The organism is Variovorax sp. SG517, from assembly GCF_013376045.1.
GTDB lineage: Bacteria > Pseudomonadota > Gammaproteobacteria > Burkholderiales > Burkholderiaceae_C > Variovorax.
The window spans coordinates 174,494-200,442 of the sequence record NZ_JABMJG010000012.1 but is presented as its reverse complement, the minus strand read 5'-3'; the positions used below and the strand labels follow the sequence as shown (position 1 = coordinate 200,442).

The 25,949-nt window shown below is 65.1% G+C and carries 20 protein-coding genes; 4 read left to right on the top strand and 16 right to left on the bottom strand.

All coding sequences use genetic code 11. The annotated features are described in order from the left end of the window. The first annotated feature begins 3 nt into the window (after positions 1–3). Positions 4–1,026: a tripartite tricarboxylate transporter substrate binding protein gene (locus FHT32_RS30620; protein ID WP_176668307.1), complete on the top strand. Its 1,023-nt coding sequence runs from the start codon at positions 4–6 to the stop codon at positions 1,024–1,026. 23 nt (positions 1,027–1,049) lie between these two features. Then, positions 1,050–1,448: a DUF6194 family protein gene (locus FHT32_RS30615; RefSeq protein WP_176668306.1), complete on the top strand. Its 399-nt coding sequence runs from the start codon at positions 1,050–1,052 to the stop codon at positions 1,446–1,448. On the opposite strand, the gene FHT32_RS30610 is transcribed toward FHT32_RS30615, so the two are convergent. The 16 genes from FHT32_RS30610 to FHT32_RS30535 all read right to left on the bottom strand — a co-directional run bounded on the left by FHT32_RS30610 (position 1,445) and on the right by FHT32_RS30535 (position 22,165). After that, complete coding sequence (locus FHT32_RS30610; RefSeq protein WP_176668305.1) at positions 1,445–2,671, bottom strand: ROK family transcriptional regulator; 1,227 nt, start codon at positions 2,669–2,671, stop codon at positions 1,445–1,447. The two genes, FHT32_RS30615 and FHT32_RS30610, sit on opposite strands and share 4 nt — an antisense overlap. Next, positions 2,664–3,464 (bottom strand): ATP-binding cassette domain-containing protein, encoded by an 801-nt coding sequence (locus tag FHT32_RS30605; protein WP_176668304.1) that lies wholly within the window; start codon positions 3,462–3,464, stop codon positions 2,664–2,666. The genes FHT32_RS30610 and FHT32_RS30605 overlap by 8 nt, the downstream gene beginning before the upstream one ends. Continuing rightward, on the bottom strand, positions 3,464–4,423 hold the full coding sequence (locus FHT32_RS30600; RefSeq protein ID WP_176668303.1) for an ABC transporter permease: 960 nt from the start codon (positions 4,421–4,423) through the stop codon (positions 3,464–3,466). The genes FHT32_RS30605 and FHT32_RS30600 overlap by 1 nt, the downstream gene beginning before the upstream one ends. Positions 4,424–4,456: 33 nt before the next feature. Further along, entirely contained in the window at positions 4,457–5,473 is a 1,017-nt protein-coding gene (locus FHT32_RS30595; protein WP_176668302.1) for a sugar ABC transporter substrate-binding protein, read from the bottom strand. 292 nt (positions 5,474–5,765) lie between these two features. Then, entirely contained in the window at positions 5,766–6,152 is a 387-nt protein-coding gene (locus FHT32_RS30590) for a hypothetical protein (RefSeq protein WP_176668301.1), read from the bottom strand. A gap of 73 nt (positions 6,153–6,225) precedes the next feature. Next, positions 6,226–6,558 carry a hypothetical protein gene (locus FHT32_RS30585; RefSeq protein WP_218088478.1) on the bottom strand — a complete coding sequence of 111 codons (333 nt, stop codon included), beginning with the start codon at positions 6,556–6,558 and terminating at the stop codon, positions 6,226–6,228. 163 nt (positions 6,559–6,721) lie between these two features. After that, on the bottom strand, positions 6,722–6,907 hold the full coding sequence (locus tag FHT32_RS30580; protein ID WP_176668300.1) for a hypothetical protein: 186 nt from the start codon (positions 6,905–6,907) through the stop codon (positions 6,722–6,724). A 176-nt stretch (positions 6,908–7,083) separates the two neighbouring features. Then, a complete protein-coding gene (locus FHT32_RS30575; protein ID WP_176668299.1) occupies positions 7,084–7,434 on the bottom strand; it encodes a hypothetical protein in 351 nt (116 codons plus the stop codon). Then, the gene (locus tag FHT32_RS30570) at positions 7,431–12,143 is read right to left on the bottom strand and encodes an RHS repeat-associated core domain-containing protein (RefSeq protein WP_176668298.1); all 4,713 of its coding nucleotides are present in this window, start codon (positions 12,141–12,143) and stop codon (positions 7,431–7,433) included. The genes FHT32_RS30575 and FHT32_RS30570 overlap by 4 nt, the downstream gene beginning before the upstream one ends. Before the next feature lie 53 nt (positions 12,144–12,196). After that, positions 12,197–12,517 carry a hypothetical protein gene (locus FHT32_RS30565; protein WP_176668297.1) on the bottom strand — a complete coding sequence of 107 codons (321 nt, stop codon included), beginning with the start codon at positions 12,515–12,517 and terminating at the stop codon, positions 12,197–12,199. A 114-nt stretch (positions 12,518–12,631) separates the two neighbouring features. Next, positions 12,632–13,126, bottom strand: coding sequence for a pentapeptide repeat-containing protein (locus FHT32_RS30560; protein WP_176668296.1), 495 nt, complete (start codon positions 13,124–13,126; stop codon positions 12,632–12,634). Between the two features lie 26 nt (positions 13,127–13,152). Further along, on the bottom strand, positions 13,153–13,497 hold the full coding sequence (locus tag FHT32_RS30555; RefSeq protein ID WP_176668295.1) for a hypothetical protein: 345 nt from the start codon (positions 13,495–13,497) through the stop codon (positions 13,153–13,155). Then, positions 13,497–13,835 carry a hypothetical protein gene (locus tag FHT32_RS30550; RefSeq protein WP_176668294.1) on the bottom strand — a complete coding sequence of 113 codons (339 nt, stop codon included), beginning with the start codon at positions 13,833–13,835 and terminating at the stop codon, positions 13,497–13,499. The genes FHT32_RS30555 and FHT32_RS30550 overlap by 1 nt, the downstream gene beginning before the upstream one ends. Next, entirely contained in the window at positions 13,832–14,215 is a 384-nt protein-coding gene (locus tag FHT32_RS30545) for a hypothetical protein (protein ID WP_176668293.1), read from the bottom strand. The genes FHT32_RS30550 and FHT32_RS30545 overlap by 4 nt, the downstream gene beginning before the upstream one ends. Positions 14,216–14,307: 92 nt before the next feature. Next, entirely contained in the window at positions 14,308–19,083 is a 4,776-nt protein-coding gene (locus tag FHT32_RS30540; protein ID WP_176668292.1) for an RHS repeat-associated core domain-containing protein, read from the bottom strand. A 67-nt stretch (positions 19,084–19,150) separates the two neighbouring features. Continuing rightward, entirely contained in the window at positions 19,151–22,165 is a 3,015-nt protein-coding gene (locus FHT32_RS30535; RefSeq protein WP_176668291.1) for a type VI secretion system Vgr family protein, read from the bottom strand. 308 nt (positions 22,166–22,473) lie between these two features. Between FHT32_RS30535 and aspT (FHT32_RS30530) the strand changes: the two genes are divergently transcribed. Both aspT (FHT32_RS30530) and aspT (FHT32_RS30525) read left to right on the top strand, forming a co-directional pair. Further along, positions 22,474–24,171, top strand: a complete 1,698-nt coding sequence (aspT, locus tag FHT32_RS30530; protein ID WP_176668290.1) for an aspartate-alanine antiporter — start codon at positions 22,474–22,476, stop codon at positions 24,169–24,171. 38 nt (positions 24,172–24,209) lie between these two features. Beyond that, entirely contained in the window at positions 24,210–25,898 is a 1,689-nt protein-coding gene (gene aspT / locus FHT32_RS30525; protein ID WP_176668289.1) for an aspartate-alanine antiporter, read from the top strand. Positions 25,899–25,949 lie beyond the last annotated feature (51 nt).

The window sequence follows — 25,949 nt, the reverse complement described above, 5'->3', positions numbered from 1 at the left end:
GCCATGCCTCCCACCTCTGCCACTTCCAACCGACGCCAAGTATTGCGCGCACTGTGCGCGCTGCTCGCGCCGTCGCTCGGCAAGCGCGCGATGGCCGCCGGAGACCCCTCTGAGGAAGCCGCCGACTGCGTGATCCCCGCCAAGGCCGGCGGCGGCTTCGCGCTGACCTGCGCCCTGGCGCGCGACGCGCTGCAGGCCGTGCGGCCGGCGCGCCCGCCGCTCACGCAGCGCTACCTGCCGGGTGGCATCGGCGCCGTGGCCTTCGACCGCATCGCCACAGGCAAGCTCGGCGGGCCGGGCACGCTGGTGGCGTTCTCCAGCGGCTCGCTGCTCAACCTCGCGCAGGGCCGCTTCGGGCCTCATCCGCCTTCGGCCGTGCGCTGGATCGCCACGCTGGGCACCGACTACGGCGTGATCGCCGTGCACCGCGACTCGCCCTTCAAGCGCCTGCAGGACCTGGTCGCCGCGCTGCGGCAGGACCCGTCGCGCATCGCCTTCGGCGCGGGCGGCACCGTGGGCAGCCAGGACTGGGTGAAGGCGGCGCTGCTGGTGCGCGCCGCCGGGCGCGACCACAAGGCGATGCGCTTCGTCTCCTTTGAGGGAGGCGGCGACGCATTGGGCGCGCTGCAGGGCCGGCATGTCGACGCGTTTCCGGGCGACGCTGCCGAGGCGATGCAGGCCATCGCGGGCGGAGCCGCGGTGCGGCTGCTCGCCGTGCTGTCGGAGAACCGCCTGGGCGGCGCCCTCACCGGCGTGCCGACCGCGCGCGAGCAAGGCGTGGACCTGGTCTGGCCCACGGTGCGCGGCCTCTACCTGAGCGCGGACGTGCCCGATGCAGCCGTGCGCGCCTGGACCAACGCGTTCCGCGAGGCGAGCGCCGCGCCCGGCTATGCCGCGCTGCGCGAGCAGCACGGGCTCTACCCTTTCGCCCTCACCGGCCCCGCGCTCGACGACTACGTGCAAGCACAGCTCAAGGCCTACCGGCGGCTGGCGGACGAACTGGGGCTGCGGCGCTGGCCCTCGTGACGAATGCAGGCAAGATCGCGCCCATGACCGAAGACGCGATCACCCAACACATCATCGACATGCTGGCCGGCGGCCATTTCCAGATTGCCGACGACAACACCTTCTTCTTCCACGACGGCGACGACAAGTTCCCTTTCGCGACCATCGTGACGAAGGACAACGAGTTCGACAAAGCCTCGAAGCTGGAACGCCCTGGCGTGTTCCGGCTGAACCTGGGCGTGGGCAAGGAGACCTTCCGCGCGCTCTTCGGCGAACAGGCGGCCGCGCCCGACTACAGCGCGCTCGACAAGCTGATGCCGCATCCGCTGTACGCGAAGATGTACTGGGTCTGCGTGATCAACCCGAGCGCGAAGACCTTCGAGACGGTCAAGCCGCTGATCGCCGAGGCACTGAGCCTTGCGCGATCACGCCGTACAACCTAGGCCGCCTTCAGGAACACGTCGTGATCCGGCGCGAAGTTCGCGTGCAGCGGCAGCATCGCGCCACCCAGCGCGCAGGCCTGCGCACCGGCCTTGCCGCCATGCAGCTGCGGCTGCCAGAGGCCTTCCCAGTTGCAGTGGTCGAGCGCGTCGCGGGTCTGGTCGAGCAGCGCCTGCAGCAGCGGACGTGACATGGAGCCGTCCACCACCACGTCGGACAGGTCGAGCATGGCGGTGCCGCACACGATGGCATGCGCCAGCGCCTGCGATGCGGTGGCCAGCCAGGCCGTCGTGGTCTGCGCGAAAGGCGGCTGCAGCGCGCGGTCGTCGTAGGCCGCCATGGGGTCGAGGCCCTCGGCCGACAGGCGCTGTTCGAGTTCCCACAGCGACGCCTGCGCGACCAGCTGCGGCGGCAGCGCCCCGCGGGTGCCCGGCGGCTGCATCGGCAGCGAAGCCAACGCGCCCGCATTGCCGTGCGCGCCGGTTTGCAGGTGCGAGTCGATGACCAGCCCGCCGCCCACGAAGGTGTCGACGAAGATGTAGAGAAAGCTCTTCAGGTCGTGCCCCCGCCCGCCCACCAGCTCGGCCACGCAGGCGGCCACGGTGTCGCGCGCGAAGCTCACCGGCACGTCGGTGCGCGCGCGCACCTCGGCGGCCAGGTCCATGTTGTTCCACAAGTCCGATTGCGCCTTCGACAGCCCCAGCGTGCGATGCCAGCCACCGAGCAAAAACGGCGCGGCCAGCCCCACACCCACGTTGCGCGCGGCAAGCGGCCCCAGCCCGTCGCGCAGCCGGTGGATGTGCTGCGCGATGGCAGGCAGCAGCTCTTCCGCATCGGGAAAGTCGTAGCCGATGGCGTGGCGCTCGCGCACCTGCGCGGCGAAGTCGATCAGCAGCCACTCGGCGCCGCGCCGACCCACCTTGATGCCGATGGCGAAGGCGCCGTCGGGGTTGAGCGCCAGCGGCACCGATGGCTGGCCGATGCGTCCGCGCACGCGGCTTTGCTTGACGATGAGCCCGTCTTCCTCCAGCCGCGCCGTGATGAGCCCGATGGTCTGGGCGCTGAGCCCGGTCAGCCGGGCCAGGTCGGCCTTGGGCAGGCTGCCGTGAACGCGCAGTGCCTGCAGCACCGTGCGCTCGTTGAACTGGCGCATGCCGACCTGGTTGGAGCCGCGGGGCCGCAGCAGGTCGGGCGCGCGCGCAGCCGGTGCGTGCGCATCAGGCATGCGCCTCCGCGGGCAGCTGGTCGGCCGTCATCGCGCCGGTCATCACCGCGACCGTGTCGCTCATGCTGATCTTCTTCGGATCGAGCACGGCAGCGCGGCGGCCCAGGCGCGCCACGTGGATGCGGTCGGCCACCTCGAACACATGCGGCATGTTGTGGCTGATGAGCACCACGGGCAGGCCTCGGTCGCGCACGCGGCGGATCAGCTCCAGCACCATGTTGCCCTCCTTCACGCCGAGCGCTGCGGTGGGCTCGTCCATGATGACCACGTGCCGCGCGAAGGCCGCGCTGCGCGCCACCGCCACGCACTGGCGCTGGCCGCCCGAGAGCGTCTCGACCGCCTGCGTCATCGACTGGATGCCGACCTTCAGGTCGGCCATGCGCGCGGTGCTTTCGCTCAGCATCTTCTTCTTGTCGAGCATGCGCAGCACATTGCCCATGAAGCCTGGCCGGCGCAGTTCGCGGCCGAGGAACAGGTTCTCGTAGATGGTCATGGCTGGGGCCACGGCCAGGTCCTGGTAGACCGTCTCGATGCCCGCGCGGCGCGCCTCCAGCGGATTGCGGAAGTGCACCGGCTTGCCGTCGAGCAGGATCTGCCCCTCGTCGGGCACGATCGCGCCCGACAGCGCCTTGATGAGCGAGGACTTGCCCGCGCCGTTGTCGCCGATCACCGCGAGGATCTCTCCTTCGCGCAGCTCGAAGTCGACGCCGGCCAGCGCCGTGACCTGGCCGTAGCGCTTCACCAGGCCCTTGGCCTGCATCACGATCTTGCGGGTGTTTGCAGTGGTGGTCATCAACGAGCTCCCCTGCGCGACAGTTGGTCGGCCGCCACCGCAAGAATCACGAGAATGCCCGTCACCAGCACCTGATAGATCGACGACACGCCCATCAGCGTGAGCCCGTTGCGGAACACGCCCACGATCAGCACGCCGATCAGCGAACCCAGCACGATGCCGCGGCCGCCGAAGAGGCTGGTGCCGCCGAGCACCACGGCCGTGATGGCGTCGAGGTTCTCGGTCTGGCCCGCGTTCGGGTCGCCCACGCCGGTGCGCGCCACCGACAGCAGCGAGGCGATGCCGTAGAGCACGCCCGCCATCACGTACACGCCCAGCAGCACGCGCTGGGTGGGGATGCCCACGAGGCGCGTGGCCTCGGCGTTGTTGCCCACGGCGTAGACGTGGCGCCCCGCCGCCGTCTCGCGCAGCACGAACCACGCGAGGAAATAGAGCACCACCATCAGCACCGAACCCCACGCCACCTCGGCGCCGCCGATGGTGAAGGTGGTGCCCAGGCCCGTGAGGCCGCCGGGCAGGTCGGTGATGGTCTGCGACGACGAGTACAGCTGCGTGATCGCGAAGGCGATGTTCAGCGTACCCAGCGTCACGATGAAGGGCGGCAGCTTGATGCGCGTGACCAGCAGGCCATTGAGCAGGCCGAACAGCGTCGTCACCCCGATGCCGCAGAGGATGGCCACCGGCGCCGGCAGGCCGAGCTCGGTGGCGAACTTGCTCATGATGATGCCGCCCAGCGCCATCACCATGCCGCACGACAGGTCGATGCCCGCCGTGAGGATCACCAGCGTCTGGCCGATGGCGATGACGCCGACCACCATCACCTGCTGCAGGATCAGCGAGAGATTGCCGCCCGTGAGAAAGCGGTCGGACTGGGTCGCGAAGAAGATGCATGCGCCCAGAAGAGCCAGCCAAGGCCCGAGGGCGCCCCACGGAATGTGGTGCGTTGGAGACTTAGCCATGGCTTCTCTTTTTTCTTGCCTCGGAGTCCCGGATTACTTCTTGCCCCAGCACAGCTCGGCACCCGTCTTGGTGTCCTTGCTGTCGACGCCCGCCACGCTCTTGCCCGCGATCAGCGTCACGCCGGTGTCGACGTAGCCCGAGGCCTTCTTGCCCGTCTTGGCGTATTCGACGCCCGCGGCCACGCCCATGGCGGCCATCTTCAGGGGGTACTGCTGCGAGGTCGCGGCGATGACGCCGGCAGCCGTGTCCTTGATGCCCTGGCAGCCGCCGTCGACCGACACGATCATCACGCCCTTCTCCTTGCCGGCGCGCTTGAGTGCGTTGTACGCACCGGCGGCGGCGGGCTCGTTGATGGTGTAGACCAGGTTCACGTCGGGCGCCTTCTGCAGGCAGTTCTCCATCACCGTCTGCGCCTTGGCCTGGTCGCCGTAGCTGTCGGCCATGCAGAGGATCTCGGGCGCCTTCGACAGCTCGTTCGACTTCGCGTCGTTGGCCGGCAGGCCGAAGCCCTTCATGAAGCCGTTGTGGCGCTGAGCGCCCACGGGGTGACCCGGCAGCAGGTCGAGCGCGACGATCTTCGCCGGCTTGCCCGCCATCGCGGCCTTGGCGTATTCGCCGATCAGCACGCCGGCGGTGTAGTTGTTGGTTGCGAAGAGCGCGTCGGTCGCATCCGGCGGATCGGCCGGGCTGTCGAGCGCGATCACCATCACGCCCTTGTCGCGCGCCTTCTTGATCGCAGGAACGATGGCCTTGGCATCGCTCGGCGTGATGAGGATGGTCTTGGCGCCGGCGGCGATCATGTTCTCCATTGCCGTGATCTGCCCGGCGTTGTCGCCATCGGCCTTGCCCGCGCCGGACAGCAGCTTGGCGCCCTGCTTCTTGGCCTCCTCTTGTGCGCCTTCCTTCATCTTGACGAAGAAGGGGTTGGTTTCGGTCTTGGTCACGAGGCCGATGACGGGCTGGTCGGCGGCGAAGGCAGCGGTCGACGCAGTGACTGCGGCGAGCGACAGTGCCGCCAGGGCGAGGACGGAGCGGGGGCTGGTGTGCATGGGTTGTCTCCTTGGGCGGGCGGTTGGTTTGCGCCTGCGGTTTTGGATCCGGATCGCGTGAGGGGAAGCGGGGCGTCCGGGCGCAAGGGGACTATCGGGTAGTCGAGGGACTAAATCAAGGTGATTTAGTTATCGGAAACCCGGAGACAGCGGGGGTAGAGGTGTCGAAGCCTGTGGCTCGGACTGCAGCTAGGTGAACGGGTTTTGCGCAGGGGGACGTCTGTCGTGCGCGCAATCCTGAAGGGTAGATCCGCGCAGCGTTCGATTGACCTCTCAAGCTGGAGGCAAGGAGTCACCCTACCGAGGGGAGCTTTCCGAAGAACACCTGCGTATCGTATTTTCGACCCGCCCTCGAAAAACTCCAGAATTCGGAAGGAAAGAAATAGCCTCTTCCCAGAAAATCTCTCAACTGATGGACCGCATACTCCAGAGCATCGGGACTCATATCCAAGAGCAAATAATTCCTCTTGATTTCGAGGCGATCGAACACACTAAATCGCACCTCGATTACCGCCTCTTCAGAGTGGCCTCGAAACGATTGAAGACAATTCACGTGCTCGACATTCTTTGCTCCGCTCAACAACTCAGAAAGTTTCGAGTGAAGTGCAGCAGCACCCTTCTCATCGAAATCAATCGTTAATTCATTTTTGCTCAGCGGGCCAAAGTAAAAAACCATCAAGTACGGCCTCAAGCGTCAGCATTGCCATTTGGAGCATAAAACTCCGATTAATTTCATCAAGATTCAGAGATACTCACTTACCATTACTTCCCGGCCTCCAAAATTGCAATCCTTCCAAAGCGCGCTCGATGTCCGTCAGGTCATCTTCGCCCCGCGTTTCATCGAACACTCTGGTCAAAGTGGAACGAATCCCTGCGAGCCGCTTCGTCACCTCTCCCTCATCAATAAACCTGGTTGTTTCGGCGTTGTATTCTGATTTTCTACCAGGAAGTTCGGGCGCGTAATACGCACCAATTTTATGCAGAGAAATCAGCATGTATTCAACCTCCCGAAGAACATCCAGTAGCTCTTCCCCATCAATTCGCAACCCCTTATTGTTCTTCATAATTTGAGCTTTGCTGGACAATTTTGAAATTCCTGTCAAGCGAAGTCGTGAAGACGGTGCGCCAAGCACTCGCACTTGATTCAGGTTGACACACTTGCCATGGCGCCGTTCTCGAAATGCATGTGCTCCTGCGCTGCAGTCGAAAAATTCCCGATGAAGTCCGGCGTCGAATCTCTTTCCGCCTTCAGTTTGAAATTTTCGCTTTCAATCGACCACTCATAGACCGAAACCCCCACAGGTACTTGGTCAAAGTGCCGGTCAATTTGTAATTCCCTATCCAATCCAGCGCATCTGGCTTGGCCACAAAAATGGCCGATGGAAATCTTGCTTTCAGCCCGCTAAAAACCCAGACTTCTTTGACTTCACTCATCAAGAATTACCTCCATATTCAATATAGATAAAAACCAATCACCCCCACATCAAGAAAAATTTTAAACGCAATGGATCAATCAGATCAAACACCGCCATACGATCTTCATTTTTATTCCAATGCGACTGGAATAATTTCTTTCCACGCTTGGAACAATCAAAATTTCCCTACAAACTTTAGCGCCGAGTTTTATTCAGTCGATTGCATATCATTGGAATCACGAAATTAAAGTCAGCTTCCATTTCAGCCAAAACCACCGAAAGGGTTCCTTCAAACTGCCAGACCGACTCCGAATCTCCTCCTTCCTGATTCATCAATTCAACTGAAATTTCAAAACATTCGCCTCTTTGTTCAGCGGAAACAATCAAATCAATTTCGTAAGGATAAAAACTTATGAATCCATAAGGACTCGAAGAATTTCGATTCAATCCCGAGTTGGATTTTTCAATTTCAATTTTCTGTCGCACCACCCCATCAATTTCTTTCAAGTACTTTGACAAAAAATCAAAAAAAATATCGATCGTCATTTTTTGCCTCGAGATCTAACGCTTTCCAGCAACCCGTCTGTATATGAATTCGAAGCCCCAGTGCCTCGCGTAGCGGCCCATTTTTTCAGTTTTTCATTAGTTGGATCACCCTGCGGTCGGATGGTGACATGTCCATCGGCTTTGTCATGTATTACGTCCAACCCACAACTGCAAGCATGAGCAACATCAATTTCTACATACTTCCCGGAGCCCAATCCTTCAATGCCGACATTGGCAGAAAGGCCAGGTAGCCGGGAGTCTTTGGGTGTGTCGTCAACTCCTGGACGTGGCGTAAGACTGTCAGCAGTTCCCGAAGCCCCTCTAAACACGCTTCCGCTTGTGAGTTTTTTCGGCTGGAAACCGCTCAAACCGTGTGGGTCTATCCAACTTATCGCGCTAGGGGCGTACGCGTATACGTTTAGTCCCCCATGAATACCTATCGGATCACGGGAGATGTATCTACCGTTCACAGGGTCGTAATACCGATAGCGGTTGTAATGCAACCCCGTCTCTTCATCCCAATACTGCCCCTGAAACCGAATCGGATTCCTGAACCCCGCCCTTCTCCCAGCCTCGCTGATCGCCTCCCGCGCCTCTCCCCACGCTTTGTACTGTGCCGACCACGCAATGCTCCCCTCATGGTCTGTCAGCTCCTGCGGCGTGCCCAAGTGGTCGCACTGGCAGAACGCCATCTCCTTCCGGTCGAACGCCCGCGGCACGTGCCTCTGCTCGCCGTTCCACAGCGGGTCCTGCTCGATGTCGTAGACGCCTCCGTTGGCCTCCATCAGCGCCTTCGCATCCGTCGTCTCACTCAGCGCCATCGCGCTTGCCCGACGCACCTGCACCAGCGGCACGAACGAGTTCGGCTCGTGGATGTAGTGCACGCTCCAGCCGTGCTCGCCGCCCTCCTCGATCGCTGAGCTGCTCTGCGTGCTCTCGAATGCGAGCACGTCGCCGTCCCAGCCGAACAGCGTCGTGATGTCGCCCGAACTCTTGGATAGACGCCGCCCCAGTGCGTCATAACTGAAGCTGGTGGTGATGCCGCTTTGGTCGGTCGCCGCCGTCATGCGGTTGAAGCCGTCCCATGCGAAGACGGTGCGCCAGCCGTTGCGTACGCGCTCGGTCATGTTGCCGCGTTCGTCGTAGCGGTAGCTGGTGCCGGCGTAGTTCTTCAGCAGGTTGTCCAGCAGCTTGCCGGCCGGGTGCCTCAGTGGCTCGTTGGCCGGGGGCGGGTCGACGATGTTGCCTGCGGGGTCGAAGGCGAAGGTCTCACGCCCGAGGCGGCTGTTGGCCTCGAGCAGGCGGCCCACGGGGTCGTAGCGATAGTTCAGGCTGCCTCGGCGGCTGTCGCCGATGGTCACCAGTTGGCCAGCCTTGTCGTAGGTGTAGCGGCGCTGGATGCCGGTGGTCGATTCGATGGCGCCTGGCCTGGTACGGGAGATGTGCTGTTCGAGCAGCCGGCCCGCCGGGTCGTACTTCTGCCGCTGGCTCAGTCCGTTGCCCTGCTCACGTGCGATCTCCCGATGCAGGTCGTCCCGCTCGAAGCCCAGGATGTCCTGACCGTCGATCATCAGGCCGTGCACATGGCCAGAGCCATAGGTCAGCCACTGGGTGACATGCCCGTCGGGCCGCACGGTGGCGATGCGATGGTTGAGTTCGTCGTAGCGGTGTTGCCAGACTGCCGTGCGCCTGCGCTTCAGGTAGTGGTGATGCTCGCGGGTCAGGTTGCCGGCTGGGTCGTAGAACCACTGCAGGCGCGCATCGCTATTCGTCGCCTCCAGCAGGCGGCCGTTGCGGTCGTATGCGAAGCGTTCGGACTGCCCGCCGGCGCGGCGTTCGCTCAGGCGGCCGAGTGGATCGAATTCGAGTTCGGTGCGGTGGCCCGCCTCGATCACTTCGGCGAGCACGCCCGTGGTTTCTTCGTGGACGTACTGCGTGGTCTTGCGGTCGAAGCCGGTTTCTTCGAGCAGTCGGCCCACGGGGTCGTAGCGGAAGTCGTAGCGGCTGCCGTTCTCGTTGTGCAGTTCGGTCAGGCGGCCCAGCAGATCCCAGTGGTACCTCAGCGAACGGCCTGCGGCGTCGGTGCGGCCGGCGATCAGGCCGGCGCGCGTGTAGCTGTAGCGCGTGGCGCGCCCCAGCGCGTCGGTGTGCACGAGCAGCCGGCCTTCGGCGTCGTGCTCGAAGTGTTCGCTCGTCCTGTCGGGCTGTTCGATCTCTTCCAGCTGGCCGGCTGCATAGCGGTAGCTGGTGGCGTTGCCGGCGGCATCGGTGGCCTTGACCAGGCGGCCGCGATCGTCGTATTCCCAGCGGCTGGTCTTTGCGGAACAGTCGGTGTAGCTCAGCAACTGGCCGGACGGGGAATAGGCGAGCGCCTTGACGCCGCCCTTCGCATCGGTGATGCGCACCGGCCTGCCGGCCTTGTCGTAGGCGTACTCGGTCTTGTGCCCCAGCGGATCGATCTCTTCCGTGAGATGCCCCTGCGCGTCGTAGTCGCGCTTCCACACGCCGCCCTCCGCATCGCGGATACCCGTGAGCCGGTGCAGCCTGTCGTACTCGTAGTGCACCCGGCTGCCGTCGGCGCGGGTGTGCGTCTGCAGGTTGCCGTCGGCGTCATACGTGTAGTCGTCGGTCGTGCCGTCTGTGTGCACGTGGCGGGTGATGTTCTTGGCGTCATCGCGGAAGAACCACTCCTGCAGCCCGTCCGGATGGATGATGCGGTAGGTGTAGCCCTGGATGTCGTAGTAGTGCCAGGTCTCACCGCCCAGGGCATCGGTCACGTAGGTCAGGCGGATGTTGCGGTCCCACTCCAGCTTCAGCGCAAAGCTGCCGTCGTCGGACCACTCGCGCACGGCCTTGGCGTCGGGGCCCGTGCCGTCGTACTCCAGGTTCATGCCCCGGCCGGTGCGGTCGGTATAGCGGGTCACGAGGTGGTGGCTGTAGGTGTAGCTCCAGCTTGCGCCGTCTTCGTCCTGGGCAGAGACAAGGTCGCGCTCTGCATCGTGGGTGTAGGCGGCCAGTTGGCGCACGACCTGGCCGTCCTTCAACTCCCACAGCGACTGGATGAGACCCGTCTGCGCATCGGGCTTCGTGCCCATGTGCGCCATGACGGCTTCGCCGTGCTTGCTGATGACGTCGCTGAGCACGCGCTCGCCCGTTGCCGCGATCACGTGGTCATAGCGCAGGCCGATGGCCATGCCGTCCTTGGCCTGCTGCGCGACAAGCCGGAAGTGGGGCTGCCTGCTGTCGATGTACTCGTAGATCTCGCGCCACTCGCTCTGTTCGCCCTCGGGCAGGGGTTTGCCGAAGTCCAGCGCCAGCAGGCTCTCGCTCAGGCGAGAAACGCGGACTTCCTCGATCGGGTCGAAATAGGCCTCGCCCACGGCCAGCGTCGGATAGGCATGGCTGCGGCCATCGGCGGCGTGGTAGACGAGGCTGGGCTGGCCCTGGCGTGCGCCGCGCGTGGGCGTGGTGATATCCACGCGCATGCTGTAGGGGGTGATCCAGCGGGCGCCGAAGCTGCCGCGGTCGAAGGCATCAAGGTCGCTGGCGTAGGTGCGGGCCCATTCGATCGGCAGCGGCGCTGCGAGAACGAAGTCGGTGTGGGTGAAGCTCTCGTTGCCTGTACTCAGGCTGATGGATGCACCCTTGCGCGCCGGTGCGGGGCAGTTCTTGCAGCCTCCGGTTCCCTGAGCATCGGCCTGCTTGGAGATGTGACCGAGCGGAGTGCCCGGATTTTCTTTCTCCGCCTTGGCCCCCGCGTGCGGCGACACGATCGCGGCACGCTGGCCCTTCTTCTTCAGTAGCGCATCCCGCAGCTTGTACAGCAGCCACATGATGCTGGCCTGCGCCTCCCTGTCCGCCAGCCTCGACAGCTGCTCCCTCAGCTCCTGCTTGAAGTCCAGCATCTGCGTGATCACGCTGTTGACCTGGCTGGCAACGCCATCGGGCAGTTGGTTCGCCGCCGCCTTCGCCACGTAGTTCGCCGATTGCTTCGAGTAGCGAACCGCCGCTCCCCACATCCGGCTCCACGTGCTCTGCGTCTTCGGGTCGTGCACCTTCGTCTCTGCCGCTGCAGGCGTGCCCACCGTGAACAGGTCCTTCTGGCCCAGAACGCGGCGCATCACATCCACCAGGTTGTCGATGATCTTGTCTGCAAGATCCGCGCAGCTCTTCAGGATGCCGTCGAGCTTGGCGATAGCCCCGTCGATGAACTTGTCCAGCTCGCCCATGATCGTGGCGTTCAGGTGGCCCACCAGCGTGGTAACGATCGCTTCTCCGAGGTTGGAAGCTGCAGTCGTCAGTTGCTGCCTCACCAGGTGCAGCGTGGGCCGCAGGCTCATGCGCGCTGCCGCCATGCTCGGCGGAACGGGGATCAGCCCGATCAGGTTGATGCCCAGGCTCACCCAGTTCAGGAACGCGTCGACACTGTCCTTGGCCTTCTTCTCGACGATGTTGATGATGTCCAGGAACACATCCACCAGCGCCATGATGTTGCCAACGATCGGGATGCTGCCAAGCACCATCGTCAGGCGCTCCAGCGTCACGTAGCCTCCGCTGAACGAGCGCAGCCAGTCGTCCACTGCCTTGCTTGCCGCGGCGACGTCTTCCTTCACGATCGTGTTCAGCGGCGCCACCGCCGTCTGCGGTTCGCGCTCGGTCGGCTTCTGGCCTTGCTGGCCTTGCTGTTGCGAGCCTTCTGTTCCTGCCATCTTCTCTCCCTGCCTCTAGCTGATGCTCTGACGATGCTTTGAATCCGTGCTCCTCAGGGCCGGATCACGCAGTCCTTCATCGTGAGAAACGCCGACCCCATCGCGAAGCCGACCTCGCAGCTCGCGGTGAACTTCGCACCGCTGCGCATCTCGCCCATCTTCTGGCTCTGCGCGTCGTCCGCGGGTGTCAGGCGCGCCAGCTCCTGGTTGCCGCGCACATCGGCAGCGCGGGTCAGCGACGTACCGCCGAAGGAATCGGATGCCTCGACAACCACCGCCGAGAACTGCACGCGCTTGCCGTACTCCGGCATGCCGAGCGCACGGCGGCCCTGCTTCTCGTAGCTCTGGTGCAGCTTGGTCAGCGTGGTTTTCATTTCGGCTTGTGCGGCACACAGGGAAGCAGCGCCGAGGAAAGCAGCGGCGACGAATACGGTCTTGATGTTTTTCATGAACATGGAATCGATGAAGTGATATGTGCCGGTCAAGGCTCAGTTGATGTTCGCGCCCTGGAACTCGAGCTGCTCGAAGGTGCTGCCCGTGAAGTCCACGCTGCGTCCCTGCAGCCCCTGCGCATGCACCACGGTGCCGCTGCAGTCCAGCACGCCGACGTCGTTCCAGCTGCCGCCTGCGAAGCTGATGTCGTCCCACTGGCACTGCCTGAAGGTGCTGCTTCCGATGCTCGCGCTGTCGAAGTTAGCGCGCGTGAAGCTGCAGTTGATGAACGTGCAGCCGGTGATCGAGATGCTGCTGAAGTCGCACTGGGTAAAGCTGCAGCCCGTGAACTGGCAACCGCTCCAGCCCGCCTGCTTGAAGCTGGTGGCCGTGAAGCTCGTGCCTGCGAAAGTCGTTGCAGCGAACTGTGCAAGGCCCAGGTCGAGCCCGGCGTAGGCAAAGCTGTCGGCCTGGCCGACGAGCCCGGCGGGAGCACCGCCTGTGCCTTTGCGCCACATGTCGTGGGCGAGGATGATGATTTGGGAAGACACTCGATGCCCCTCGGTTCGCCGTCTCTTCAGCGAGACAGATGCTGCTGAAGGACTCGGCCGCTGAACTTTTCGATCGGCAGTTGCGGCTCCACCAAGCCCGGCAGGGCACCGCGATGACCCTGCGGCTTGTTCGAGGCTTTCCATGCAACCCGGTAGCCGTCAAATGCGTCGGATGCGTCGGACAGCACGAGCTTGTAGTTTTCGAACAGCAGGCCTGAAGACTTCCCATCCTCCCAGGCCACTGCAATTGCCTGTGCTACCAGGCCATCGACTTCGATGATTTCTTTCATTCTTTTCTCCCTTGCAAAATCGAAAGCCGCGTACTCAGTCGGTCGCGGCATCTTTTGAAACAGTCCCAGCGTCGGGATCACTACCTGCTTCCTTGCTCCCGCAAGATCTCTCCTGTTGTCCTCGATGCGATGTACAGGATCGACCGCCCCAACCTGCTGGCGTTGCCGAGTCCCTTCTGTCCGGGCAGCAGCTTGGCCGAGAAGGCGATGCCGACGGTGTCGACTCCGTCTTCGCCCTCGCCGTGCTCTTTCCGCCTCTCGGCAATGCAGACGTCGAAGTTGTTCAGGTCTTGCGCGGCCTTCTCGAACAGCCTGAAAGCATTCCCCAATGCGATCACCACCGGGGTGCTGAGCACCAGCCGATCCGGCGACTCGATCTCGAAGAGCGGCGCGACCGAACCATCGAGGCCGTCACTCACGGACGCGAGCCCCGGGCCTTCGCGCGGGCCGCCTCGATTTCCTTGAGCAGATCGCCCGCCTCCGAATTGCCGTTCTTCGATGACTCTGCCGCCCAATGCGCGGCTTCGGCGAGGTCCTTGCCGCTCATGTAGAGGTCGTAGGCCAGGTTGTGCTGCGCGACGACGTGCCCGGCCTTGGCCGCGACCGTCAGCCAGCGGGTTCGCTGAGCCTCGTCAGAAGACGCGAAGGTGTAGTACAGCGAGAGACGGAACGCAGCCTCGGCGTCGCCGGCCTCGGCCTTCGTGACCAGTTCGGCTCGCTGCACATCTGTCAGTGAATATGACTGGGCACCCGAGATGGGCGAAGAAGAAGAGGCCGGTGCGGCGTCGGGCTTGTCCATGGCTTGGTTCTCCGTTGCGTAAGAGACTGGGAGGTTCAGAAGAAGAGGAAGAAGCACTGCCAGCTTCGCGCCGAACCTGAGATCGATGTTCTTCATGACTTGGGGTTGAAGGTATGCCAGACGCCGGGATCTGCGGTGTCCATGGTGCCGTCGGCCTTCCGGCCGGCAGGCTTGTAGGCGCCGTGGGGCCAGATCCACAGGAGCTTGTCGGGCGCCACGACAGGCGCATTGAGCTCGTTGGCCAGTTTCTGGGCGTAGGGGTCGGTGCCCTTGCCGGTCTCGCACGACATCAGTTGCACCTTCTGGCCTTCCGTATAAGACGGGTGCGCCTTGATCCGCTCTGCCATCTGTGCAGGCGTGATGCCCTTGAGCGCGGTGTCGGTCATGATGCTCGGGTTGCCGTGGGAGCCGACCGTGAACGTACCGGGCGGGCTCGGGATGTTGTCGGCCGACTGCCGGATCGCCTCGTTGTGCGGGAACAGGTTGATGTCGACCAGACCCAGCGGATCGATGCCGCGCACGGGGTTGCCGCCGACGTAGGCATACAGATTGAGACCGCCAGCAAGCCCGAGCGGATCGGGCGAGACATACCGGCCGCTCGCCGGATCGTAGTAGCGGTAGCGGTTGTAGTGCAGCCCCGTTTCGGCGTCGAAGTACTGCCCCTGGAAGCGGATGGGGTTCACGATGCCGGCACGTCGTCCCGCCTCGCTGATGACCTCGCGCGCCTCTCCCCAGGCCTTGTACTGGGCCGACCAGCCGACGCGGCCCTCGTGATCGGTCAGGTCCCGCGGCGTGCCGAGGTGGTCGCACTGACAGAAGGCGATCTCGTCCGCTTCGAAGCTGCGTTGCCCCGGCTGGAGTTCGCCGTTCCACAGCGGGTCTTGCTCGATGTCGTAGGCGCCACCGTTGGCGGCCATGAGCTCCCGCACATCGGGCGTCCTGCCCGGCACGATCGCATGCGCCTGGCGCAGTTGAACCAGCGGAGCGAAGGAGCGCGGCTCATGAACGTAGTGCACGCTCCAGCCGCGTCCCTCGTCTTCCTGCTCTGCGGCGAGGCTCTGCGTGCTCTCGAAGGCAAGCGTGTCGCCATCCCAACCGAACCTGGTGATGCTGTCTCGCGAACGCTTGGAAATGCGGCGCCCCAGCGGGTCGTAGGCGAACGAGGTTGGCGTGCCGTCTTCGTCCGTGGCGGAGCTCAGGCGCCCGAAGCCGTCCCACGCGAAGGTGGTCGACCGGCCGTTGCACACGCGCTCGACCATGTTGCCGTGCTCGTCGTACCGATAGCGGACGCCGGCATAGGCCCTGAGCAGGTTGTCGAACAAGGGAGCGATGGGAGCCCGGCTTGCGCCGGCCTCGTCGTGGGGCTCGGCGATGTTGCCCACCGGATCGAAGGCGAAGGTCTCGCGTCCGAACCGGCTGTTTGCCTCGACGAGACGGCCGACGGGGTCGTAGCGGTAGTCGAGGTTGCCATGATGGCTGTCGCCGATGGCGACCAGCTGCCCCGCCTTGTCGTAGCCGTAGGTGCGCCGCAGCTGCAGCGCGCCGGGTGCGCTGGCCTGGCCCGGCACGACCTGCTGTTCCAGCCGCCGCCCTGCGTTGTCGTAGCGCAGCTTCTGGGTCAGGCCGTTGCGCTGCTCGCGCAGCACTTCGCGATGGAGGTCGTCGCGCTCGAAGCCGAGGATGTCGTGTCCATCGAGCAGCAGGCCGTGGACGTGGCCCGAACCGTAGGTGAGCCACTGGGTCGTATGGCCGTCGGGGCGGATCGTGGCGACGCGCTGGTTGAGCGCGTCGTAGCGGTGCTGCCATATCGCCGTGCGTCCGGCCTGCAGGTCGTGCTGATGCTCGCGTGTCAGGTTGCCGGCCGGGTCGTAGAACCACTGCAGGCGCGCGTCGTTGTTGGATGCCTCGACCATCCGCCCGTTGCGGTCGAAGGCGAAGCGTTCGACCTGGCCGCCGGCGGACCGCTCGGTCATCCTGCCCATCGCATCGGCCTGCAGCTGCACCACCCGCCCGCCCGCTGCCACCTCGACGAGCCGGCCGGTGCTTTCTTCGTAGCGGTACCGCGTGGTCCGCCGAGCGAAGTCGGTCTTCTCCAGCAGTCGGCCCACCGGGTCGTAGCGCAGGCTGTGGCGGCTGCCGTTCTCGTTGTGCAATTCGACGAGACGGCCCAGCAGATCCCACTGGTACCTGAGCGAATTCCCCTCGGCATCTGTGCGGCCGGCGATGAGCCCTGCGCGGTTGTAGCTGTAGTGCGTGCGCCGCCCGAGCCCATCGACGTGCGCGAGCATGCGTCCCTCGGGGTCGTGCAGTTTCTGCTCGCGCGTGCCGTCGGGCAGCACGATCTCGTGGAGCAGGCCCGGCACGCTGCCTTGGGCACGCAGCACCGCGTCTTCCTGTGGAAGGCTGTAGAGATGGCGCGTGACGTTGCCCGCAGGATCGACAGCCGTGGCGAGCCGGCCGCGATCGTCGTATGTCCAGCGGCTGGTCTTGCCTGAGCAATCGGTGAGGCTCGCGAGCCGGCCGCGAGGCGTGTAGCTCATCAGCTTCGTGCCGCCCTTCGCATCGGTGATCCGCACGGGCCTGCCGGCCTTGTCGTAGGCGTATTCGGTCTTGTGCCCCAGCGGATCGATCTCTTCCGTGAGATGCCCCTGCGCGTCGTAGTCGCGCTTCCACACGCCGCCCTCCGCGTCGCGGATACCCGTGAGCCGATTCAGCCTGTCGTACTCGTAGTGCACCCGGCTGCCATCGGCACGCGTGTGGGTCTGCAGGTTGCCGTCGGCGTCATACGTGTAGTCGTCGGTCGTGCCGTCGGTGTGCACGTGGCGCGTGATGTTCTTGGCGTCATCGCGGAAGAACCACTCCTGCAGCCCGTCCGGATGGATGATGCGGTAGGTGTAGCCCTGGATGTCGTAGTAGTGCCAGGTCTCCCCGCCCAGCGCATCGGTCACGTAGGTCAGGCGGATGTTGCGGTCCCACTCCAGCTTCAGCGCGAAGCTGCCGTCGTCGGACCACTCGCGCACGGCCTTGGCGTCAGGGCCCGTGCCGTCGTACTCCAGGTTCATGCCCCGGCCGGTGCGGTCGGTGTAGCGGGTCACGAGGTGGTGGCTGTAGGTGTAGCTCCAGCTCGCGCCGTCCTCGTCCTGCGCGGCGACGAGGTCTCGTTCATCGTCGTGCGTGTAGCCGGCCAACTGGCGCATGACCTGGCCGTCCTTGAGCTCCCACAGCGACTGGATGAGCCCCGTCTGCGCATCGGGCTTGGTGCCCACGTGCGCCATGACGGCTTCGCCGTGCTTGCTGATGATGTCGCTGAGCACGCGCTCGCCCGTTGCCGCGATCACGTGGTCGTAGCGCAGGCCGATGGCCATGCCGTCCTTGGCCTGCTGCGCGACGAGTCGGAAGTGCGGCTGCCTGCTGTCCACATACTCGTAGATCTCGCGCCACTGGCTCTGCTCGCTCTGGGGCAGCGGCTTGCCGAAGTCCAGCGCCAGCAGGCTCTCGCTCAGGCGAGAGACGCGGACTTCCTCGATCGGGTCGAAGTAGGCCTGCCCCACGGCCAGCACCGGATAGGCGTGGCTGCGGCCGTCGGCGGCGTGGTAGACGAGGCTGGGTTGGCCCTGGCGTGCGCCTCGCGTGGGCGTGGTGACGTCCACGCGCATGCTGTAGGGGGTGATCCAGCGCGCACCGAGGCTGCCGCGGTCGAAGGCGTCAAGGTCGCTGGCGTAAGTGCGCGCCCATTCGATCGGCAGCGGCGCTGCAAGAACGAAGTCGGTGTGGGAGAAGCTCTCATCCCCGAGAGCGAGACTGATGGAGCCGCCCTTGCGCACCGGCGCCGGGCCATTCTTGATGCTGCACCCTCGCCCGTTCGCAGGCGCCTGCTTGCTGATGTGACCCAGCTGATCACCGGGCTTGTCCTTCTGGGCCACCGCCCCCGACTGCGGCGGCACGATCGCGGCCCTCTTGCCCTTCTTCTTCAACAACGCGTCCCGCAGCTTGTGCAGCAGCCACATGATGCTGGCCTGCGCCTCCTTGTCCGCCAGCCTCGACAGCTGCCCGCGCAGCTGCTGCTTGAAGTCCAGCATCTGCGTGATCACGCCGTTGACCCGGCCTGCAACGCCATCCGGCAACTGGCTCGCTGCCGCCTTCGCCACGTAGTTCGCCGACTGCTTCGAGTAGCGAACCGCCGCGCCCCACATCCGGCTCCACGTGCTTTGCGTCTTCGGGTCGTGCACCTTGGTTTCCGCCGCCGCAGGCGTGCCCACCGTGAACAGGTCCTTCTGGCCCAGCACCCGCCGCAGGATGTCCACCAGGTTGTCGATGATCTTGTCCGCGAGGTCCGCGCAGCTCTTGAGGATGCCGTCGAGCTTGGCGATCGCCCCATCGATGAACTTGTCCAGCTCGCCCATGATGGTGGCATTCAGGTGGCCCACCAATATGGTCACGATGGCCTCGCCCAGGTTCGACGCCGCCGTCTTCAGCTCCTGCTTCACGAGGTGAAGCGTGGGCCTCAGGCTCATCCGCGCTGCCGCCATGCTCGGTGGTATCGGGATCAACCCGATCAGGTTGATGCCCAGGCTCACCCAGTTCAGGAACGCGTCGACGCCGTCCTTGGCCTTCTTCTCGACGATGTTGATGATGTCCAGGAACACATCCACCAGCGCCATGATGTTCCCGACGATCGGGATGCTGCCCAGCACCATCGTCAGGCGCTCCAGCGTCACATAGCCGCCGCTGAACGAGCGCAGCCAGTCGTCCACTGCCTTGCTTGCCGCGGCAACGTCCTCCTTCACGATCGTGTTCAGCGGTGCCACCGCCGTCTGCGGCTCGCGCTCCGCCGCCTGCGGCTTCGCGCCTGCTTCCTGTTCTGCCATCTTTTCTTCTTGTTCTCTTCGAGCTCGTGCTTCGTATTGGTGAAGTGAATGCGGCGCGCCGCGCGGGTCAGCCCGCGAAGCCAGGCGTTCGACCTGTGACCGCGGGATTGGCTGCAGCAGTTGCAACGCCCTGCTTCATGCCGCCGGAAGCCATGCCGCTCATCACGCCGGTGATCGGCACGCCCATCGGCCCGAGCTTGGCCCCCGCTGCCTGTATCGCCATGCCGGTCGCGGCCTGGCTCGCCTGGCCCAGCAGCGCCTTGGCGCCGCCCTGCTGGATGGCCTGGGCCGCACCCACGGCCTGTTGCGCGATGCCGGCCGCCTGGGTGACCTGGTTCAGCGCACTCGCCGCCTTGCTGCCCATGCCTGCCACCCCCGCGAGGGCGCCTGCGGCACCGCCTGCCGAGCCGGTCAGCCCGGCGGCGTTGCCCATGAGGCCGGAGATGCCCGAGATGCCTGAAATGCCGGACACGCCGCCGCCTGCTCCATCAGCCGCTGCGCCCGTCGCACCTTTCGCCTTCCAGTCTTCGGGAGTCCCGTAGTAGCTGCCCTCCTCCCAGGGGTCGCGCGGGTCCTTGCCGAACGTGACCTTGGCGGTGCCGATGGGCAGGCCCGACACGGTCGCGAAGCCGTTGCGGTCGAAGGTGCCGGCGTGCGTGCCGCCCTGCGAATCGACCACCGTGAAGTCGCCCTGCGCCACGCCCTGGCGCTTTTCTCCGGTCGGCTTGATGTACTGGTGGTACAGGTCGAGCTGTCCCTTCGGCACCTGCGGTGGATTGGGCAGCGCAGGCTTGCCTTCGCTGGCGGGCCCGACGAGGCTGTGCACCGACGCATGTTCGCGCCAGGTGCCGGAAGTGCCGTGCTCGATCCCGCCGGAGCTCCAGCGGCTGTAGCTCGAGCCGCCGTTGATCACCACCTCTTCCTTCGCGTGGATGGTGATCTTGTTGGCCGTCTGCGTGATGTTGAGCTTGGCCAGCACGTTCACGCTGTCCTTCAGCGCCTTGATGTCGATGTCGGCCCCGGCCGCCACGAGCCGCATGCCGGCCTTGGAGGCGAACATGCGGATCGCGTTCTGCACGCTCACCAGCAGGCTCTTGCCCGCGCTCAGGCTCGTGTGGCCGCCGCTGGTGAGCGCGCTGTGCTCGTTGCTCACGATGTGCGTCGAGCCCTGCGCCACGGTCTGCAGCCCCTTGGCGCTGGCCAGGGTCATGTGCGCTTCCTGGAACTCGGGGAACTCGCCCTGCTCGCGGTTGCCGCCCTGCCCCTTGATGGCGTCGTTCTGCTCCTTGAGGCTCGCTGTGACTTCGTCCTGGTCGCCAGGCTCGTGGGCCTGCGCACCCTGTGCCACGCCGCTGAGGCCTTCGTGCAGGTCGCGCGCCTGCGTGAGACGGCCCACCGTCTCGCTCATGTCGGTGATGTGCGCCTGGGCATTCGGGCGCGCCTCGGTGGTCACCAGCAGCCCCTTGCCCGAGCGCAAAACGCCATGGCCATCGGTACGCAGCTCGAACCCCTGACCCCGCGGCTCCTTGCGCCCGGCCGTGTCCTCGATTCGCCCGATGTGCCCCACGCTCAGCTGGCTGGCCTGGTGGTCGCTGCGCAGCTGCGCCTGGATCTTGCCCTGCGTGTCGTCCAGCACGATGTGGTTGCCGCGCCCGCCTCCGAGCTCGCGGCTCCTGATGCCCGACAGGTGCTTCTGGCCCGGCAGCTCCCACGACGGCATGGTGTCGGCGTTGTGCACGCAGCCGGTGACGATGGGGTAGTCGGGGTCGCCGTTCAGGAAGTCGACGATCACCTCCATGCCGATGCGCGGCACGCTGGTCATGCCGAAGGTGGCGCCTGCCCACGCGGTGGACACGCGCACCCAGCAGCTGGAGTGCTCGTTCTCCTGGCCGAGGCGGTCCCAGTGGAACTGCACCTTGATGCGCCCGTACTTGTCGGTCCAGATCTCCTCGCCCGACGGGCCCACCACCATGGCGGTCTGCGGCCCGCGCGTGCGCGGCTTGGTCGTGGTGCGCGGCGGGCGCCAGGCGTAGCTGGTGGGCTGCGCCTCGAAGGCGAAGCGCTGCACCGAGCCCTCGGTGCCTTCCACGCCCTCGCTGGCCTGCAGGTTCTCCTGCAGGTGGTAGCTCACGCCCACGAGCAGGTATTGCTGGTTCTGGTCAGCCTTGGGGTGGCCGGTGAGGCGCAAGGTGTGGCCGGTGGCCAGTTCGCGCAGGTTGGAGCGGCCGGTGACGCGGCTGCGCTGGCTGAGCTGTTCTTCGTTGCGGATGCGTGCATAGGCCTCGCCGTCGCCGTGTTGCACGAAGCCGCCGGGCCATTCGTAGTTCTCGAAGGCGTCGTGGTCGTGCCCGGGCGGCATCTGCCTCAGGTGCGAGAGCTCGGCCTTGGGCTTCTCGAAATCGTAGTCGTCGTTGTAGTGGTGGCCCGAGCGCACTTCCTCTGCGATCTCCCAGGCGTAGATGCGCTCGCGCTGGCCCATGCCGGATTTCTCCAGCGGGTGGTAGCGCACTTCCTCGCCGCCGGGCAGCGGGCTGTGGGAATGCGCGATGTCGTCGGCGAAGACGAGCACGTGCTGGCTGGCCTCGTGCCGGAAGTGGTAGTAGATGCCTTCGAGCTCGCACAGGCGCGAGACGAAGTCGAAGTCGCTCTCGTGGTACTGCACGCAGTAGTCCCACACGCGGTAGTCGCCGCGCGTGAGCTTCTTCTCGATGGGGTGGCCGTAGCGGCCGAGCACTTCCATCACGATGTCGGGCACGCTCTTGCCCTGGAAGATGCGGAAGTCGCTGCGCCGCGTGGCCAGCCACAGCCATGGCCGCAGGCGCATCCGGTAGAAGGAATGCCGCGCATCCTCCTGCTGCAGCCCGAAACGCGTGACGATGCCGCCCAGGTAGCGCACCCCGCCTTCGGTCTCCACCGTCACGGTGGAAGCCTTGCCCAGCAGGGTCTTGGGGTCCACGCCGTTGCTGGTGCCCAGCAGTTCGACGTCGAAGGCGTACAGCTGGCTCAGTGCCTCGCGGCCTACGAGTTGGCGGAACTGCAACGCCTCGCCTGCCGGCGTCTGGATCGTGACTCGCCGCGTCATTGGGCTGCCACGGCCGATTTATACGACCAATTACCTAAAAAGAATTTCGACAATACGAATATCGTTTTAAACATGAGTTTCACACTCACCTCCCAGCACACAATTTCACAATTATTTTAAATGTTGATTTATCGTAAGAGCCAATGCGAGAAATAGACGGCTCCTCAAATCAGCATAAAGTCTGCGCGTTGCGCCCACCGGCATACGCCCCCATCGAAACGGGGGTTGCGTGAATTACGCCCGCCTCAATTGCCGGGCCAATAAGGCCGCCCCCCTTCGACCGGCTCGCCCGTGACAAGGACCGGACCGTGCTTCACGATCTGGTTGCAATTCTTAAAAGCCAGCCCGAGATCGCGCTATTCCTGGTGCTCGCCATCGGCTACGCGATCGGCCAGATCCGCTTCGGCCCGATCCAGCTCGGGGGCATCTGCGGCACCTTGATCGCCGCGCTGGTCGTCGGGCAACTCGGCATCCATCTCGACGACGGCGTGAAGAACGTGTTCTTCATGCTTTTCATCTTCGCGCTCGGCTATGCGGGCGGCCCCCAGTTCTTTGCGAACCTCGATGCCAAGGGGCTGCGGCTGGGGCTGCTCTGCCTGGTCGAAGTGGTTGCGGTGCTGGCGCTGGTGCTGGTGCTGGGCGCCACCGTCTTCCTCTCGCTCGACCAGGGCACCGCCGCCGGCCTCATGGCCGGCGCGGCAACCGAATCGGCGGTGGTGGGCACCGCGACCGATGCCATCTCCAAGCTAGCGCTGCCGCTGTCCGACATCCGGCAGCTGCAGGCCAACGTGGTCACGGCCTACTCCATCACCTACGTGTTCGGGCTGATTGCGATCGTGGTGGCCACCAGCCAGGTCTTTCCGCTGCTGCTGCGGGTGGACCTGCGCGCCGAAGCCGACCGGCTCTGGAAAGAGATGGGCGGCGGAGGCGACGAGCCCGACGCGGCTTCGGCCACGCCCGAGATGATCGGGCGCGTGTTCCTCGTCACCGTCGGCCGCGGCCGCACGGTGGGCGAGCTGGCGGCCATCTTCGAAGGCCACGCCAGCATCGAGCAGGTCGTGCGGCGCGGGCAGAACCTGGCGGTGGAGCCCACGCTCAGGCTGCAGGCCTTCGACGAGGTGCTCGCCATCGGGCGCCGCAGCGTGCTGGTGAACGTGGCCGAGCTGCTTGGCCGCGAGTTCGCCAACACCACGGCCTTCGATGCGGTGGTCGAGACCACCGAGGTGGTGGTCGGCCGGCGCGAATGGTTCGGGCGCGAACTGCACGAGCTCGGGGCGCCGCTTCCGCCGGGCGTGCAGATCGTCGGCCTCGAGCGCGACGGCAACGCGATGCCGCTGCTGCACGACGTGAAGCTGCAGCGCGGCGACGTGCTCAAGCTCTACGGCCCGGTGCTCGAAGTGGCGCGGGCGGTGCCGCTCATCGGCGACCGCGTCGTCGAATCCACGCACAGCAACATCAGCTACGCGGCCATGGGCATCCTGCTGGGCGTGTTCATCGGAGGCTTCAGCGTCAAGCTGGGCGGCATTCCGTTCTCGCTGGGCACGGGCGGCGGCGCGCTGCTCACGGGGCTGATCTTCGGCTGGTACCAGTCGAAGAACCCGCATCGCCTGAGCGTGCCACCCGAAGCCCTGGCACTGATGAAGGACCTGGGCCTGGCCACCTTCATCGCCTGCGTCGGCCTCGCTTCCGGGCCGCAGGCGCTGGCGCTCGTCAAGAAATTCGGCATCGCGCTGCCGCTGGTGGGCGTGGCCGTCGCTGTGGTGCCGGCGTGCATCTCGCTCTTCGTCGGCCACCGGCTGCTCAAGCTCGATGCACCCGTTCTGCTGGGCGCCATCGCAGGCCAGCAGTGCAGCACGCCGGCGCTCAGCGCCGTGCAGAACGCCGCCGGCAACGCAACGCCGCTGCTGGGCTACACGATCACCTACGCGATTTCGAACGTGGTGCTGCCGCTGATGGGCCCGCTCATCGTGGCACTGGCCGGACTGGTGGCGCACGCGGCGAAATGAGCTTGAGCAACGTCAAGAACCCGAAAGGAACCCGACCCATGGAATGGCTGCACGAACTCTTCAAGAAGTCGCCCGAAATGGCGCTATTTCTCTCGCTGGCCGTCGGCTACTGGATCGGCAAGATCAAGTTCGGCAAGTTCCAGCTCGGCGGCGTGGCCGGCTCGCTGCTGGTGGCGGTGCTGGTGAGCCAGGTCGGCGTGCAGGTCGACAACGGCGTGAAGGCGGTGCTCTTCGCCCTCTTCATCTACGCGGTGGGCTTCGAGAGCGGGCCGCAGTTCTTCAGTTCGCTCGGCAGGCAATCGGTGAAGGAGATCATCCTGGCCGCGGTGATGGCGGCCACGGGCCTCGCCACCGTGGTGGTGATGGCCAGGCTCTGCGAACTCGACAAGGGCCTTGCAGCGGGCGTGGCCGCGGGCGGCCTCACGCAGTCGGCCATCATCGGCACGGCGGGAGACGCCATCGGCAAGCTCGGGCTCGATGCCGCCGAAACCGCGCGGCTGCAGGCCAACGTGGCCATCGGCTATGCGGTGACCTACGTGTTTGGCTCCTTCGGCGCGATCATCGTGTGCGTCAACATCCTGCCCAAGTTCATGGGCCGCACCATCCGCGACGACGCCATCGCGGCCGAGACCGCGCAGCAGGCCGGCGTGAAGGTGCTGGGCCCCGACCAGGAGGAAGCCGCCCCCTCGCTGGTGGGCCGCATCTACGAACTCACGGCCGAGCCGAAGCGCACCGTCGCCGACATCGAGAACGCCAACCCGGCCACGACCATCACCATCGAGCGCGTGAAGCGCGACGGCAAGTTCGTCGAAGTGAGCCCCGAGCTCGTGCTGCACAAGGGCGACATCGTGCTGGCCGTCGGCCGGCGCGACGCGGTGGTGGCCAGCGCGCCGCTGCTGGGCAAGGAGGTCTACGCGGTCGACGGCATGGAGCTCACCATGCACAAGCGCGAGATCGTGCTGACCAACAAGGATTTCGACCGGAAGACGGTCGACGAGATCCGCAAGGCCACCGCCGGCGGCGTGCGCCACGGCATCTTCGTGGTGCAGCTGAGCCGCATGGGCAAGGTGCTGCCGATGAAGCCCGATACCGTGGTGCAGACCGGCGACCTTGTGTCGATCTTTGGCTCCGAACAGGACGTGAAGCGTGTGGCCGCCATCGTCGGCGACGTGATCGTGCCGAGCGCGAAAACCGACTTCGTCTACCTCGGGGCCGGCCTCGTCGTGGGGCTGCTGGTCGGCTTGCTGAGCGTGAAGATCGGCAGCATCCCGCTGACGCTGGGCGCGGGCGGCGGCGCGCTGCTGTCGGGCCTGCTCTTCGGCTGGTACCGCGCGAAGCGCCAGACCTTCGGCGCCCTGCCCCCGAGCGCGGTGCAACTGCTGAAGGATCTGGGCCTCGCGGGCTTCGTCGTGGTGGTGGGGCTGTCGTCGGGCCTGCAGGCCGTGCAGACCATCAAGCAGCTGGGCCTGACCATCTTCGGCGTGGGCGTGGTCGTGACCATCGTGCCGATGCTGCTGACCATGCTCTTCGGCCGCTACGTGCTGCGCTACGGCAACACGGCCGTCTTCGCCGGTGCGCTGAGCGGCTCCCGCAGCGCCAACCCGGCCTTCGGCGAGGTGCTGGACAAGGCCGAGAACTCGATTCCCACCGTGCCCTTCGCCATCACCTATGCGCTGGCGAACGTGTTTCTCACGCTGCTCGGGCCGCTGATCGTCGCGCTCGTTTGAATGCGACGGCCTGCCTTCCTTCTTTTTCTCATCCCTTCAAACAGGAGCATC

What these genes read in the sequence shown, in the direction of transcription:
- FHT32_RS30540 (WP_176668292.1), bottom strand. Translation starts at nt 19,083, where the DNA reads ATGGCAGAACAGGAAGCAGGCGCGAAGCCGCAGGCGGCGGAGCGCGAG.
- FHT32_RS30610 (WP_176668305.1), bottom strand. Translation starts at nt 2,671, where the DNA reads ATGCCTGATGCGCACGCACCGGCTGCGCGCGCGCCCGACCTGCTGCGG.
- FHT32_RS30580 (WP_176668300.1), bottom strand. Translation starts at nt 6,907, where the DNA reads ATGAGTGAAGTCAAAGAAGTCTGGGTTTTTAGCGGGCTGAAAGCAAGA.
- aspT (WP_176668289.1), top strand. Translation starts at nt 24,210, where the DNA reads ATGGAATGGCTGCACGAACTCTTCAAGAAGTCGCCCGAAATGGCGCTA.
- FHT32_RS30570 (WP_176668298.1), bottom strand. Translation starts at nt 12,143, where the DNA reads ATGGCAGGAACAGAAGGCTCGCAACAGCAAGGCCAGCAAGGCCAGAAG.
- FHT32_RS30595 (WP_176668302.1), bottom strand. Translation starts at nt 5,473, where the DNA reads ATGCACACCAGCCCCCGCTCCGTCCTCGCCCTGGCGGCACTGTCGCTC.
- FHT32_RS30545 (WP_176668293.1), bottom strand. Translation starts at nt 14,215, where the DNA reads ATGGACAAGCCCGACGCCGCACCGGCCTCTTCTTCTTCGCCCATCTCG.
- FHT32_RS30615 (WP_176668306.1), top strand. Translation starts at nt 1,050, where the DNA reads ATGACCGAAGACGCGATCACCCAACACATCATCGACATGCTGGCCGGC.
- FHT32_RS30575 (WP_176668299.1), bottom strand. Translation starts at nt 7,434, where the DNA reads ATGACGATCGATATTTTTTTTGATTTTTTGTCAAAGTACTTGAAAGAA.
- FHT32_RS30620 (WP_176668307.1), top strand. Translation starts at nt 4, where the DNA reads ATGCCTCCCACCTCTGCCACTTCCAACCGACGCCAAGTATTGCGCGCA.
- FHT32_RS30605 (WP_176668304.1), bottom strand. Translation starts at nt 3,464, where the DNA reads ATGACCACCACTGCAAACACCCGCAAGATCGTGATGCAGGCCAAGGGC.
- FHT32_RS30535 (WP_176668291.1), bottom strand. Translation starts at nt 22,165, where the DNA reads ATGACGCGGCGAGTCACGATCCAGACGCCGGCAGGCGAGGCGTTGCAG.
- FHT32_RS30600 (WP_176668303.1), bottom strand. Translation starts at nt 4,423, where the DNA reads ATGGCTAAGTCTCCAACGCACCACATTCCGTGGGGCGCCCTCGGGCCT.
- FHT32_RS30565 (WP_176668297.1), bottom strand. Translation starts at nt 12,517, where the DNA reads ATGAAAACCACGCTGACCAAGCTGCACCAGAGCTACGAGAAGCAGGGC.